General features: G+C 50.4%; 12 protein-coding genes. 8 read left to right on the top strand and 4 right to left on the bottom strand.

Going from position 1 to position 13,974, the window contains the following annotated elements:
• Positions 1–10 precede the first annotated feature (10 nt).
• From AACS80_RS06980 to araD, 8 genes are all read left to right on the top strand, one after another.
• Positions 11–478: a YhcH/YjgK/YiaL family protein gene (locus AACS80_RS06980; protein ID WP_135410553.1), complete on the top strand. Its 468-nt coding sequence runs from the start codon at positions 11–13 to the stop codon at positions 476–478.
• 124 nt (positions 479–602) lie between these two features.
• Positions 603–1,076 carry a 2,3-diketo-L-gulonate TRAP transporter small permease YiaM gene (gene yiaM, locus AACS80_RS06975; RefSeq protein WP_135410554.1) on the top strand — a complete coding sequence of 158 codons (474 nt, stop codon included), beginning with the start codon at positions 603–605 and terminating at the stop codon, positions 1,074–1,076.
• Between the two features lie 2 nt (positions 1,077–1,078).
• Positions 1,079–2,356: a 2,3-diketo-L-gulonate TRAP transporter large permease YiaN gene (yiaN, locus tag AACS80_RS06970; protein ID WP_135491264.1), complete on the top strand. Its 1,278-nt coding sequence runs from the start codon at positions 1,079–1,081 to the stop codon at positions 2,354–2,356.
• A gap of 12 nt (positions 2,357–2,368) precedes the next feature.
• Entirely contained in the window at positions 2,369–3,355 is a 987-nt protein-coding gene (gene yiaO / locus AACS80_RS06965) for a 2,3-diketo-L-gulonate TRAP transporter substrate-binding protein YiaO (protein WP_138183725.1), read from the top strand.
• Between the two features lie 3 nt (positions 3,356–3,358).
• Complete coding sequence (gene lyxK, locus AACS80_RS06960; protein ID WP_135410557.1) at positions 3,359–4,855, top strand: L-xylulokinase; 1,497 nt, start codon at positions 3,359–3,361, stop codon at positions 4,853–4,855.
• Positions 4,852–5,514: a 3-keto-L-gulonate-6-phosphate decarboxylase UlaD gene (gene ulaD, locus AACS80_RS06955; RefSeq protein ID WP_130260100.1), complete on the top strand. Its 663-nt coding sequence runs from the start codon at positions 4,852–4,854 to the stop codon at positions 5,512–5,514. The genes lyxK and ulaD overlap by 4 nt, the downstream gene beginning before the upstream one ends.
• Positions 5,507–6,367 (top strand): L-ribulose-5-phosphate 3-epimerase, encoded by an 861-nt coding sequence (locus tag AACS80_RS06950; RefSeq protein WP_130260099.1) that lies wholly within the window; start codon positions 5,507–5,509, stop codon positions 6,365–6,367. Before ulaD ends, AACS80_RS06950 begins: the two co-directional genes overlap by 8 nt.
• A complete protein-coding gene (gene araD, locus AACS80_RS06945; RefSeq protein WP_130260098.1) occupies positions 6,361–7,056 on the top strand; it encodes an L-ribulose-5-phosphate 4-epimerase in 696 nt (231 codons plus the stop codon). The genes AACS80_RS06950 and araD overlap by 7 nt, the downstream gene beginning before the upstream one ends.
• Positions 7,057–7,220: 164 nt before the next feature.
• Here araD and AACS80_RS06940 read toward each other — a convergent pair whose 3' ends face one another.
• The 4 genes from AACS80_RS06940 to fdhD form a co-directional block, all read right to left on the bottom strand.
• Positions 7,221–8,276, bottom strand: a complete 1,056-nt coding sequence (locus tag AACS80_RS06940; RefSeq protein ID WP_138183724.1) for a YiiG family protein — start codon at positions 8,274–8,276, stop codon at positions 7,221–7,223.
• A 216-nt stretch (positions 8,277–8,492) separates the two neighbouring features.
• Positions 8,493–10,799, bottom strand: coding sequence for a tetratricopeptide repeat protein (locus tag AACS80_RS06935; protein WP_135410558.1), 2,307 nt, complete (start codon positions 10,797–10,799; stop codon positions 8,493–8,495).
• Between the two features lies 1 nt (position 10,800).
• Positions 10,801–12,636, bottom strand: a complete 1,836-nt coding sequence (locus tag AACS80_RS06930) for an ATP-binding protein (RefSeq protein WP_131161459.1) — start codon at positions 12,634–12,636, stop codon at positions 10,801–10,803.
• A 310-nt stretch (positions 12,637–12,946) separates the two neighbouring features.
• Positions 12,947–13,783: a formate dehydrogenase accessory sulfurtransferase FdhD gene (fdhD, locus tag AACS80_RS06925; RefSeq protein WP_135408289.1), complete on the bottom strand. Its 837-nt coding sequence runs from the start codon at positions 13,781–13,783 to the stop codon at positions 12,947–12,949.
• Positions 13,784–13,974: the final 191 nt, after the last annotated feature.

Raw genomic sequence — 13,974 nt, 5'->3', positions numbered from 1 at the left:
GAGATAGACCATGATATCTGGACATATCACGCAGCCTAATCCGTGCCGTTTACCCGCTGCCATTGAAAAGGCGCTCGATTTTCTGCGCGCTACCGACTTTAACGCCCTGGAACCGGGCGTTGTCGAAATCGACGGCAAGAATATTTTTGCGCAAATTATCGACTTAACGACGCGCCAGGTGGAGGAAAATCGCCCAGAAGTACATCGTCGCTATATTGATATTCAATGTCTGGCATGGGGCGAAGAGAAAATCGGCATTGCTATTGATACCGGAAATAATAAAGTCAGCGAATCCCTATTAGAACAGCGCGATATTATTTTTTATCACCATTGTGAAAAAGAATCATTTATTCAAATGACGCCCGGCAGTTACGCTATTTTCTTCCCTCAGGATGTTCATCGACCAGGTTGTATTCTGGAAGCAGCCTCTGAGATACGAAAAGTTGTGGTTAAGGTCGCATTAACGGCGCTGGATTAACCGAAGACTCTTCTACGCCAGAACGACAAGGTAATGTCATTGCGCTAAATATATATACCCTAAATATTTCAAATCGCATCACATGCAATCTGAAGTATGACGGGTATAGCCTAAAGGAATAGCTATGAAGAAAATACTTGAAGCAATACTGGCGATTAATCTCGCCGTGCTCTCCTGTATTGTGTTTGTAAATATTATTTTAAGATATGGTTTTCAGACAAGTATTTTATCTGTAGATGAATTATCGCGTTATTTATTTGTCTGGTTAACATTTATTGGCGCAATTGTGGCTTTTATGGATAACGCCCACGTTCAGGTCACCTTTCTGGTAGAGAAACTCTCTCCCGCATGGCAGCGACGAGTCGCTCTGGTCACCCATTCCTTAATCTTATTTATTTGTGGTGCACTGGCTTGGGGCGCAACGCTAAAAACAATTCAGGACTGGAGCGATTATTCACCGATCCTCTGCTTACCCATCGGCCTGATGTATGCCGCTTGCCTGCCCACCAGCCTTGTTATCGCTTTCTTTGAACTGCGTCATTTATATCAACTCATCTCGCGCAGCGATTCTGTTACGCCGCCACCGCAAGGAGCTTAATCATGGCTGTGCTGATTTTTCTGGGCTGCCTGTTGGGTGGCATTGCTATCGGTTTGCCTATTGCCTGGGCACTTTTGTTATGTGGCGCAGCGTTAATGTTCTGGCTGGAGATGTTTGATGTCCAGATCATGGCACAAACGCTGGTGAACGGAGCCGACAGTTTCTCCCTGCTGGCGATACCATTCTTTGTGCTGGCGGGTGAAATCATGAATGCGGGCGGCTTGTCAAAACGCATTGTTGACCTGCCGATGAAACTGGTTGGGCATAAACCTGGCGGGTTGGGCTACGTGGGTGTTCTGGCGGCAATGATTATGGCAAGTCTTTCCGGTTCTGCCGTTGCGGATACCGCCGCCGTTGCCGCGCTATTAGTGCCGATGATGCGCAGCGCCAACTACCCGGTCAACCGGGCCGCGGGGCTAATTGCCTCAGGCGGGATTATCGCGCCAATTATTCCCCCTTCCATTCCGTTTATTATTTTCGGCGTTTCCAGCGGATTATCCATCAGTAAGCTGTTTATGGCGGGCATTGCTCCCGGCATTATGATGGGCGCAACGCTGATGCTTACCTGGTGGTGGCAGGCCAGTCGTCTTAATTTACCCCGTCAGCAAAAAGCGACGATGCGGGAAATCTGGCACTCTTTTGTCTCCGGTATCTGGGCGCTGTTTCTTCCGGTCATCATTATTGGGGGTTTTCGCTCCGGTCTGTTTACCCCTACCGAAGCCGGGGCCGTTGCTGCTTTCTATGCGTTGTTTGTCGCCACAGTTATTTACCGTGAAATGACCTTCGCCACACTTTGGCATGTGCTAATTGGCGCGGCGAAAACGACCTCTGTGGTCATGTTTCTGGTGGCCTCGGCACAAGTTTCCGCCTGGCTGATTACCATTGCTGAACTGCCGATGATGGTTTCTGATTTACTGCAACCGTTGGTCGATTCACCACGTTTATTGTTTATCGTGATTATGCTGGCAATTTTGATCGTCGGCATGGTTATGGATTTAACACCAACCGTGTTAATTCTCACTCCGGTATTAATGCCTTTAGTTAAAGAGGCTGGCATTGATCCGATTTATTTCGGTGTCATGTTTATCATCAACTGTTCAATCGGCTTAATTACACCCCCCATCGGTAATGTACTTAACGTTATTTCAGGTGTGGCTAGATTAAAATTTGATGATGCAGTCAGAGGCGTTTTCCCTTACGTATTGGTTTTATATTCTTTATTAGCCGCATTTATTTTTATTCCCGATCTCATCATCCTCCCTTCGAAATGGATTAATTAAAAGGAAAATATTATGAAATTACGCTCTGTAACCTACGCATTATTCATTGCTGGCCTGGCTGCATTCAGTACATCTTCACTGGCGGCGCAATCATTACGTTTCGGTTATGAAACCTCACAAACCGATTCACAACATATTGCGGCGAAAAAATTCAATGAATTATTACAGGAGAGAACCAAAGGCGAACTGAAATTAAAACTGTTCCCGGACAGCACTCTCGGTAACGCACAGGCGATGATTAGCGGCGTGCGCGGCGGCACTATTGATATGGAGATGTCCGGCTCGAATAACTTCGCCGGGTTGTCGCCGGTGATGAACCTGCTCGATGTTCCTTTCCTGTTCCGCGACACCGCCCATGCGCATAAAACGCTTGATGGTAAAGTCGGTGATGACCTGAAAGCCTCCCTTGAAGGTAAAGGACTGAAAGTACTGGCCTACTGGGAAAACGGCTGGCGCGATGTCACCAACTCGCGCGCACCGGTTAAAACGCCTGCCGACCTGAAAGGGCTGAAAATCCGCACCAACAATAGCCCGATGAATATCGCAGCATTCAAAGTCTTTGGCGCTAACCCGATCCCGATGCCGTTTGCCGAAGTCTATACCGGGCTGGAAACCCGCACCATCGACGCCCAGGAGCATCCGATCAACGTCGTCTGGTCGGCAAAATTTTATGAAGTGCAGAAGTATCTTTCTCTGACACACCACGCCTATTCACCGCTTCTGGTGGTAATCAACAAAGCGAAGTTTGATGGCTTAAGCCCGGAGTTCCAGCAAGTGCTTATCTCATCCGCGCAAGAAGCGGGTAATTACCAGCGCAAACTGGTCGCCGAAAATCAGCAAAAAATCATCGATGGCATGAAAGCGGCTGGCGTTGAAGTTATTACCGATCTCGATCGCAAAGCCTTTAGCGACGCACTGGGTACTCAGGTCCGCGACATGTTTGTTAAAGATGTTCCGCAGGGTACCGATCTGCTGAAAGCCGTGGATGAGGTGCAATAAACCATGACGCAATACTGGCTGGGGTTAGATTGTGGCGGTAGCTGGCTGAAAGCCGGGCTGTATGACCGCGAAGGCCGGGAGGCAGGCGTGCAGCGCCTGCCGCTATGCGCATTAAGCCCGCAGCCAGGCTGGGCAGAGCGCGATATGGCAGAACTGTGGCAATGCTGCACTGCCGTCATTCGCGCCCTGCTTACCCATTCCGGCGTCAGCGGGGAACAAATTGTCGGCATCGGTATCTCCGCTCAGGGAAAAGGCTTGTTTTTACTGGATAAAAACAACAAGCCGCTCGGTAATGCTATTTTGTCCTCGGATCGCCGGGCGATGGAAATCGTTCGTCGCTGGCAGGAAGATGGCATCCCGGAAAAACTCTACCCATTGACCCGACAGACCTTATGGACCGGGCATCCGGTGTCATTGTTACGCTGGTTGAAAGCGCACGAACCGGAACGCTACACGCAAATTGGCTGCGTGATGATGACGCACGACTACCTGCGCTGGTGTTTAACCGGCGTCAAAGGTTGCGAAGAGAGCAATATTTCCGAATCCAATCTCTACAATATGAGCAGCGGTCAATATGACCCGTGTCTCACCGACTGGCTGGGGATCGGTGAAATCAATCCCGCCCTGCCGCCTGTTGTGGGATCTGCCGAAATCTGCGGGGAAATCACCGCTCAGACAGCCGCACTGACCGGTCTGAAAGCGGGTACGCCCGTTGTCGGCGGCCTGTTTGATGTGGTTTCTACCGCACTCTGCGCCGGGATCGAAGACGAATTTACCCTCAATGCGGTGATGGGCACCTGGGCGGTGACCAGCGGCATAACCAGCGGTCTACGTGACGGTGAAGCGCATCCGTATGTCTATGGTCGCTACGTTAACGATAGTGAATTTATCGTTCACGAAGCCAGCCCTACTTCTTCCGGCAACCTCGAATGGTTTACCGCACAGTGGGGAGAAATCTCGTTCGATGAGATTAATCGGGCGGTTGCCAGCTTGCCGAAAGCCAGTGGCGATCTCTTTTTCCTGCCGTTCCTGTACGGCAGCAACGCCGGACTCGAGATGACCAGCGGTTTCTACGGGATGCAGGCCATTCACACCCGCGCGCATCTGTTGCAGGCCATCTATGAAGGCGTGGTGTTCAGCCATATGACTCACCTCAACCGAATGCGCGAACGTTTTACTGATGTTCACACCCTGCGCGTGACTGGCGGCCCGGCGCACTCCGATGTCTGGATGCAAATGCTGGCGGACGTTAGCGGCTTACGTATCGAGCTGCCGCAGGTGGAAGAAACCGGCTGTTTTGGCGCAGCACTTGCCGCCCGCGTCGGCACCGGGGTTTATCGCAATTTCAGCGAAGCCCAACGTGACTTACAGCACCCGGTACGCACCCTGCTGCCGGATATGACCGCGCATCAACTTTACCAACAAAAATATCAACGCTATCAGCATCTCATTGCCGCACTTCAGGGTTATCACGCCCGCATTAAGGAGCACACATTATGAGCCGACCACTTCTGCAACTGGCCCTCGACCACTCATCACTTGAAGCCGCGCAGCGCGACGTTACGCTGTTAAAAGACAGCGTCGATATTGTTGAAGCGGGTACCATTCTCTGCTTAAACGAAGGGCTTGGCGCGGTGAAAGCCTTGCGCGAACAGTGCCCGGACAAAATCATCGTTGCTGACTGGAAGGTCGCCGACGCTGGTGAAACACTCGCGCAACAGGCTTTTGGCGCAGGCGCTAACTGGATGACCATCATCTGCGCCGCGCCGCTCGCCACGGTAGAAAAAGGCCACGCGATGGCGCAACGCTGCGGCGGTGAAATCCAGATAGAGCTGTTTGGTAACTGGACACTGGACGACGCCCGTGACTGGCATCGTATTGGCGTGCGGCAGGCCATTTATCATCGTGGTCGTGACGCGCAGGCCAGCGGGCAACAGTGGGGCGAGGCCGATCTGGCACGCATGAAAGCGCTTTCCGATATCGGCCTTGAGCTTTCCATTACTGGCGGGATTACCCCTGCTGACCTGCCGCTGTTTAAAGATATCCGCGTGAAGGTGTTTATTGCCGGGCGGGCGCTGGCGGGCGCAGCAAATCCGGCGCAGGTGGCTGGCGATTTCCATGCGCAAATCGATGCTATCTGGGGAGGCGCGCGTGCGTAATCATCCGTTAGGGATTTATGAAAAAGCGCTGGCGAAAGATCTCTCCTGGCCGGAGCGGCTGGTGCTGGCAAAAAGCTGCGGCTTTGATTTTGTCGAAATGTCAGTGGATGAAACCGACGAACGGCTTTCACGTCTTGACTGGAGCGCCGCACAACGTGCCTCACTGGTCACCGCGATGATCGAAACGGGCGTTGCTATTCCGTCAATGTGTCTGTCTGCCCATCGCCGTTTTCCTTTTGGCAGCCGGGACGAGGCGGTGCGCGAACGGGCGCGGGAAATCATGAGTAAAGCGATTCGCCTGGCGCGCGATCTCGGCATTCGCACCATTCAACTGGCTGGTTACGACGTCTATTACGAAGACCATGACGACGGCACGCAGCAACGTTTTGCTGAAGGGCTGGCGTGGGCGGTAGAACAGGCGGCGGCATCACAAGTAATGCTGGCGGTGGAGATTATGGATACCGCGTTTATGAACTCCATCAGCAAATGGAAAAAATGGGACGAGATGCTCGCCTCGCCGTGGTTTACCGTCTACCCGGACGTCGGCAATCTTAGCGCCTGGGGCAATGATGTTCCCGCCGAACTGAAGCTGGGCATTGACCGTATTGCCGCAATCCACCTGAAAGACACTCAACCCGTTACCGAGCAAAGCCCCGGACAGTTCCGCGACGTGCCGTTTGGCGAAGGCTGCGTCGATTTCGTTGGCATCTTCAAAACGCTGCATGAGCTGAACTATCGCGGATCATTTCTGATTGAGATGTGGACCGAAAAAGCCAACGAGCCGGTACTGGAGATTATTCAGGCACGGCGGTGGATTGAAGCGCGTATGCAGGAGGCCGGATTTCTATGTTAGAGCAACTGAAAGCCGACGTGCTGGCGGCGAATCTGGCGCTTCCCGCTCACCATCTGGTGACATTCACCTGGGGCAATGTCAGCGCGGTAGACAACACGCGGCAATGGATGGTAATCAAGCCTTCCGGTGTCGAGTACGACGTGATGACCGCCGATGATATGGTGGTGGTTGAGATAGCCAGCGGCAAGGTGGTGGAAGGCAGCAAAAAGCCCTCGTCCGACACACCAACGCATCTGGCGCTCTACCGTCGATATGCAGAAATCGGTGGCATTGTGCATACCCACTCGCGCCACGCCACCATCTGGTCACAGGCCGGGCTGGATCTCCCCGCCTGGGGCACCACACACGCCGATTATTTCTATGGCGCCATCCCCTGCACGCGCCAGATGACCGTAGAGGAGATCAACGGCGAGTATGAATACCAGACCGGCGAAGTGATCATTGAAACTTTCGAAGAACGTGGCAGGAGTCCGGCACAAATTCCGGCGGTACTGGTGCATTCTCACGGTCCGTTCGCATGGGGTAAAAACGCCGCCGATGCGGTGCATAATGCCGTAGTGCTGGAAGAATGCGCCTATATGGGCCTGTTCTCACGCCAGCTCGCGCCGCAGCTTCCTGCCATGCAAAACGAACTCTTAGATAAGCACTACCTGCGTAAGCATGGGGCCAATGCTTATTACGGGCAATAATCTCTCACGCCGGGGCTTCATCGCCCCGGTACTATGAATTGATATACTCCCGTATCCGCACAACACCGCCACTTCGGTTAGCAGCTCGTCTGTTGCAATAGCTCGGTCAGGCTGATGTCCACTGCCATATCCGACATTACATTGATCAGCAAAAGCAAAAACGTTTAACGCAGACGATTATAATCATCAACCATTTCGTTGTACTCGCGTAATGCTTTCGGGAAAGAATCCTGGACCATCCAGCTTGAATTTGCGTCCTGAAGTTGCTCTTTATCCCAGTCAGAGTACGGGACTTTATCTCTGACGCGGCGAACATATTTTTTAGCCTCAAGCTGATACTGGTCTGCCGAAAGGATGAATGAAAAATTCATGCCGCCTTTATCCGCTTCTTTGGCCTGCGCCACCAGCGTTTCCAGTTCAGTCACTTTCTTCATTGCCGCTTCTGCATCAAATTTCTCTTGCGAAATCAGGTTATTAATTTGTTTCGCTGAAATCATGATAGCCAGAGAATAGTAGTGGAATTTTTTCCCTTCTCTTTGTTCAATATTTTTCAGTTCCACAAGCTGGCGCTTATCATTAATTTCCTGAATCGCCGAGTGATAAGATTCCGCAACCGGTTCAAAGGCTTCGATATTTTTCAATAATGCCTGGTGCAGCGTTTTGGCTTTAGCAAATGCGTCGTCTTTATAATTTTCCTGGGTGTAATATTTATCCATTTCATTAATAGTATTCCCCAGCGAGACTGCGGTATTAATATAATTCAACGCTACGCCATCAATAGGTTGCAGCTCAGGCGTTAACGCCACAACACTTTTCACGCCTTTTTCACACTCAGAAAGACTGGATTCACTAATGCCGTAGATGCCATAAACATGACTCTCTTTACCCGTTGGTCCCTGTTTAAAATCTTTCAGCCAGTCAGCATAACGCGCCAGACTGCGCTGTACAGGGATCTGTAACTTGTTGTAGCACTTGATATAGACATCCATTTTTTCATCGAAAACCGCTTGTTCATCCACCTCCGGTTGCGCAGGCGTTTCAGGTTTAGCTTCTGCTTTTGCAACGGGAGCTTCAGTAGGTTTCGCTTCAGGGGCTGGTGCGGCAGGTTGACTATTGGCGGGCGGGGGAGTTTCTGTTTCGATTTTTTTATCATCACAGCCAGTGATACCGAGGGCCATTATGGCGGCTATAATAGCGGAAGATAATAAATTCCTTTTCATTTAATTGCCTTATAAATATATAGATAAGAGAGTGAATATAATAAAGGAAAAAAGGAAATGTCACTACGCACGTTTTGTTTATCAATAAATCTATAATATCCACAAAGTGAATGAGTCCTGTAATTTAATCTCTAAATCACAGGATTTATTTTAATTAACGGCACAACCCTGTCGAGAGGGAGTGTCATCTCCCCCCCCACCGCCATTAATCACGCACTACATCCCGTAGCGTTCGGCAATAGCGGCATGCTTCTCTTCATTCGCCCCGGCTTCTTTGGCAAGACGCCACCAGCACAACGGATGTTCCCAGTCAGCGGTCAATTCGTGCAAGGTCTTATCGATATCACCTTTAGAAACTGAACGCGGCGCACTGATAACAAAATAGAATGCGGGAAGTGGCTGCGCATCTTCACCCTGATGACTGTCCGTTAACGTATAGTCGTCATTACTGTTGCTCCAGTAGTACCAGTTTCGTTCGCGGAGCGCCTCACGGAAGGCATTAAACTGTTCTTCACCAGGCATGACACCTTCGCAGAACCAGGACTCGCCGTATTCGGTCGGAATAATGGTTTGCAGGCAGGCATAAAGTGGCGTGAAATTCTTCTGCTCTTCTTCGTCTTCAGGCCGGGTATTCAACATTTCTGCATCGAATACCACAACTTCATCAACATGTTGCGGATAATCGGTCCGGTAAGTTGGCTCAATGATCCTTGCTGTTACCGGCCCAATACGTTGAGCATAGTAATAGCGGTATTCATAATTTTCCCGGAAGCGGATGTTTAACAGCCCCCATTTTTCGTCAATAAAACCTTCGCCTTCCGTGAGTTCGATTTCCAGTTCAGCAGCAATAGCACGAACCAAATCCCATTGTTGCAGGATGCTGGCGGTCGCCATGATATCCCACTGGAGATTTCGAATATCTTCTTCACGGCTAATCATCAGTTGCTGCAATTGCTGTAAATAATCCAGTTGTCGATCCCAGGCTTCCTGTTTTTGTGCTGCCCAGGAGCACATGCGATAAACGCCAACCCACTCACGCCCTTTTTCGTGTTGCAGCAACTGTTGCCCAATCGACTCCAGTTCACTCCAGTCTTCCTGTTGGTTGATCACTCGCGCGCGGAACCACAAGGCCATATGTAGCAGCCCCGCCTGTTCATACTGCTTCGCCAGATGCTCGATAGTTTGCAGATCGTCACGGTGGAGCAAGAGATCCAACAGATCGAAGCAAAGTCCATTATCTTCCTGAAGATGGCTTTCAACGTAGCGTTGCAGGAGTTCAATCGATTCATCAATCGCATTGCAGGCGTTTAGCGCATTGACCAGCTTGCCCAGCAATTCCGCATCATCAGGCGTGTTCAGATAAGCGCGGCGGAATGTTTCTACGTCTTTTTCTGGATCTGGTTGCGTTTCTTCATCGCTATTTTCAGGTACTTCTACAACCGGACGAGCCAGCAACTCTGCTTCTTTGGCGGCAATTTTTTCACTCAGTTCGAGAAATTCGCGATCGACGCCCAGTAACGCGCGTAATTTTGGCATGTGTCGCTGGGCCAGTTTCATCGCTATTTTGGCAACCCAGACGGATTCACGCTCCAGCGCCAGGGTAATTTGCAGTTTCGCCAGATCAACCACTTTGCGGTGCGCCCCGGCCTGTGAGCGGTGCTCCAGCATTTTTTGGATGATGCGCGCCAGTTGCCAGTTATTTCTTTGTGGATGGCGAGGCAGTAGCGCAGTGATAATCTTGATCCAAATCCCCCACGAAAAAGGCGTAAGATCAGCCCAGCGCGGCAACTCTGCCCATACTTCTTCGTCCTGTCCACACAACGCCATGATATACAGTTTTTTCAACTGATAACTGATACGGTCGCGCCCCCAGTAATCATTTTCTTCTGCCAGTTCATCAATCAATTTGCGTGCTTCATCGTAGCGCTGTAGTTCAATCAAAATATCGGCACGGGTATTCAATAATGCTTCAATATCATCATCACCGGATGCTTTAACCGCGTCGATTTGCCGATCCAGGTACGCCAATGCCTCTTCTGCCCTTTTGGAATCTATCAGTGCACTGGCATATTCAGTGGACAAACACTGAAAACAGCTCCAGGTCGGATCAATGCGCGCGATAGTTTCTTCACACACCGCCATGCGTTCATTCGCCCAGCCAGGTGCATCAATATTTTCGTAGCAGGCGGATAAATCCTGGGTAACGCAAATAGATTGTGGGCAATCTTTTGCCTCTTCCCGGTGCGCTTTTTCAAACAGCGCCACCACGTCTGGCAGTACTTTTTCGCCTTCTTCGCGGTTAGTGAGACGATGGCGCATTTCCCAGTGACCAATAAAAATCTCCAGCCACGGATTTTTTGCCACCTGGGTAAGCGCTTTTACTTCAGGTAATAGCGAATCGCACTTTTCCATTTGCAGGTGCATAACGCCTTCCGAATAATCATCGATAAGTTGCGGAATATATTCCTGCCCGGCATCGCGCAACTCCTTAGTATATTTGTGGTACCACTCCCATATATCCATTTTATTTTCCTTGATTAATTAAAACGGGAATAACCTGAGTAAAATCTTCCAGTGCCTGATGTAAATCCCACTGCTGTTCTTTATTGCCGCTGGAGCACAAAATCACTTTCAGCGATTTTAATAACCGTAATGCTGCCGCTGGCTGTTGATGGTGTTGTAAGGCAGTCACCAGTTGCATGACACAGGGGTTATTAAGATTGATATACAGACTTGAGGTTTTAGTCTTTTGGATTTGCGAGGTAAATTGCCGCGCCAGCATTAATGCTGCGGTACTGATACGTTTATCTGCGTCATCCTGTTCGAGTATTTGTTTTAATTCTGCTTCGCGGTCTGGCGTGACCACGAGCGGTAAAACCGCTGGTTCGAAGCGAGAGATAATTAATTGCTCGCCATCGCAGAGATGCTCTTCCAGATAAGCCACCTGCTCTTCGGGTAATTCTGCCAGGCTGAACAACTGCTCATTACCTGTTTGTGTACCGACTTCGATAATCCGGCAGTGATATAACAGCGCCCAACGGCGTAAAAATGGCACCACCGCATAGCGATCGCCACGGGCTACAGGCCGTTGCAGAATATGGAACAACATCTCTTCAAAACCGCCGTCGCGACTTAACAGAATATGAATACTGTTATTAACGCGTAAATCCTTCGCCAGCAGCGCCCCTTTTGACGTTGGCACCTGCAAGCGATCTTTGAGCAAATCAAACAGGCGGTCATCACACAATGCCGCACCCAGCAACGCTTCGTTATGGCGCGCTAACACACGCCGCCAGATTTCTGGCTGGTTTTGTGCAAGATCGGACAAACCAGAGATCAGCGCCTCTTTTAACGCCTCCTGCACCGCGACCCAGGTTTCGTCCCGCTGGAGATCTTCCCTGCTCGCCGTCGGCGTCAGTTTCGATGACTCAATCACGCCGCCAATAAATCCGGCCCAGGGCGGTAACAACTCACGCGCTTCGTCATCGAGTAACATGCCGCGCAAAAACAACGACAGGTTGCGGTTATCGCTGGTGCCGTAGGTTGCGCCATCCTGAATCCATAAAATCCCGACCGCGTCGCTCATTCCCGCTGGCACCACCGGAATGGTGCAAATCGGTTCGAAGGAGGATTCAAACTGCGCGGCAAAGGCGAGATTTTTACGCTGTACCAGCGCGCGGTGCATGGTTACGCCTTCGGGAGCAACTTCACGCCACGGTGGTTGAAGTTTATTTACCGGCTCGCTGGCATCGCCGACATAGACCGGTTCGTGCAGCAATATGCAGTAGCGGGAAAGAACGCGGTTCAGCAAATTGTTACTCGCCAGATGGCTGTACTCTTCTTTGAGCGTCAGAATCACCTGCGTACCCGTTTCCGAGGACTGATGCGGCGTAACGGTATATTTTTGCCCGTCAGTAGAGTGGTATTTCCAGCTCTGATCCGGCGTTTGCCAGGATGTGGTCAACACCGTGACCTCTTTTGCAAGTACAAATGCAGACAAGAAACCAAGGCCGAACATACCAATTAAACCGGTGTTGTCATCCTGCTGGCGCAACATTCGGGTATAACCCACGCCCACTGTTGCCAGGAAGCCGTGAATTTCGCTTTCTGTCAGACCCGCGCCGGTATCGGTAATGGTGATGGTGGACTTCGCCACGTCTGCCACCACACGAATCGCGTTATCCTTTGGCGCATCGGGCTGCTCAATCCTGCGGCGCACAATCGCATCATGTCCGTTCTGCACCAGCTCGCGCACGGCGACCACGGGGGTAGAGTAAAGGTGCTTACTGAGCACCTCAATTAAGCCGTTTAAATTAACTTCTGTAGAATATGAACTGCCAGGTAACTGTAATGTACTCATTTTTCAATACTCATAATCCATCACCCACTATTGAAAATACATTGCTGTTTTTACAACCGGTGCAAGGTTTGTTATTTGCATTCATTCATCAGAAACATTTATTTATTGACGCGATGATTAAAACAAAATGTCTTATATAAATAATGATTAATTCTTAAAGGATTAATGCGACTGGAGTATATCGATATGAACCGGAATTAACGAGATAATTTATTGTGGTGAAATTATTATTTAAATGGTGAATAATATATTGAGGATTATTTAATAGAAAAATAAAACCGCAATCCAGAATCAGAATTGCGGTATTTCTTTAATTATGAATCAAACGCTGCGGATGCGTATAAACCGTTGCCCGCCCCGGTTTACAAAAGCCCACCAGCGTCAGATTACAGCGCTCGGCCACTTCCACGGCAAGTGTGGTCGCGGCAGACACCGCAAACAAAATCTCTACGCCACACATCGCCGACTTTTGCACCATTTCATAACTGGCACGACTGGAAACCAGCACCGCACCTTGCTGCCAGCTTTCCCCTTCTTGCGCCCGGCGGCCTAACAGTTTATCCAGCGCCACATGGCGGCCCACGTCTTCATGCCCGCCGACCAGTTCGCCAGATGGCAACATCCAGGCGGCGGCGTGAGTACAACCAGTCAGTTGCCCCACTGGCTGGAAATCATTGAGATGACGTAATGCATCATCCAGTTTATTGAGATCAAACGTCTGGGTGAACGGTAGCGGCTGCACCGGTTTTCCGATGTCATTAAGCTGTTCCACGCCGCATACGCCACAGCCCGTACGTCCCGCCAGCGCCCGGCGGCGCTCCTTCAACCCCATAAAGCGGCGGCTGGAAAGCTCAATTTGTACTTCAAGACCATTACAGGAAGGAACGACATCCATGCCGAAGATATCGCGCGGGCTTTCTATAATCCCCTCGGAAAGCGAAAAACCGAGCGCAAAGTACTCAAGGTCTTTGGGCGACGCCATCATCACCACATGCGAAATACCGTTGTAGACCAGCGCAACGGGAACTTCTTCCGCCACCTCATCTAACCGTGGGTGTTGTAAATCGTCACGCCGCCATAACTCAATTTGACGAACACCTGTGATATTTGTCACATTTTTGGTTTCTTTTTGCTGTGTTTTTTTCACTTTCTCTTAACCAGATAAGAACACACACACCAACATTATGGTATTCTGTTACAAACCCTTCCTGGATGGAGGGAAATTGAGCCAATTCTGGACCTTTGCGGCCCCTTCCGCAAAGAAAAATAACTCCCACTCCCTGCACACTCAGCAAGCGAATGTAAATGGGACGTGACAATGTCGAAACAAGGAGCAAT

Origin of the sequence: Escherichia sp. E4385 (genome assembly GCF_963883145.1) — a bacterium.
In the GTDB taxonomy this organism is placed as follows: domain Bacteria; phylum Pseudomonadota; class Gammaproteobacteria; order Enterobacterales; family Enterobacteriaceae; genus Escherichia.
Note: the sequence above shows the minus strand (reverse complement) of the source record. Positions and strands in the feature narration are given on the sequence as shown.

Coding starts and splice junctions, on each gene's coding strand:
- yiaO (WP_138183725.1), top strand. CDS start 2,369: ATGAAATTACGCTCTGTAACCTACGCATTATTCATTGCTGGCCTGGCT.
- araD (WP_130260098.1), top strand. CDS start 6,361: ATGTTAGAGCAACTGAAAGCCGACGTGCTGGCGGCGAATCTGGCGCTT.
- AACS80_RS06940 (WP_138183724.1), bottom strand. CDS start 8,276: ATGAAAAGGAATTTATTATCTTCCGCTATTATAGCCGCCATAATGGCC.
- yiaM (WP_135410554.1), top strand. CDS start 603: ATGAAGAAAATACTTGAAGCAATACTGGCGATTAATCTCGCCGTGCTC.
- AACS80_RS06935 (WP_135410558.1), bottom strand. CDS start 10,799: ATGGATATATGGGAGTGGTACCACAAATATACTAAGGAGTTGCGCGAT.
- yiaN (WP_135491264.1), top strand. CDS start 1,079: ATGGCTGTGCTGATTTTTCTGGGCTGCCTGTTGGGTGGCATTGCTATC.
- AACS80_RS06980 (WP_135410553.1), top strand. CDS start 11: ATGATATCTGGACATATCACGCAGCCTAATCCGTGCCGTTTACCCGCT.
- ulaD (WP_130260100.1), top strand. CDS start 4,852: ATGAGCCGACCACTTCTGCAACTGGCCCTCGACCACTCATCACTTGAA.
- lyxK (WP_135410557.1), top strand. CDS start 3,359: ATGACGCAATACTGGCTGGGGTTAGATTGTGGCGGTAGCTGGCTGAAA.
- AACS80_RS06930 (WP_131161459.1), bottom strand. CDS start 12,636: ATGAGTACATTACAGTTACCTGGCAGTTCATATTCTACAGAAGTTAAT.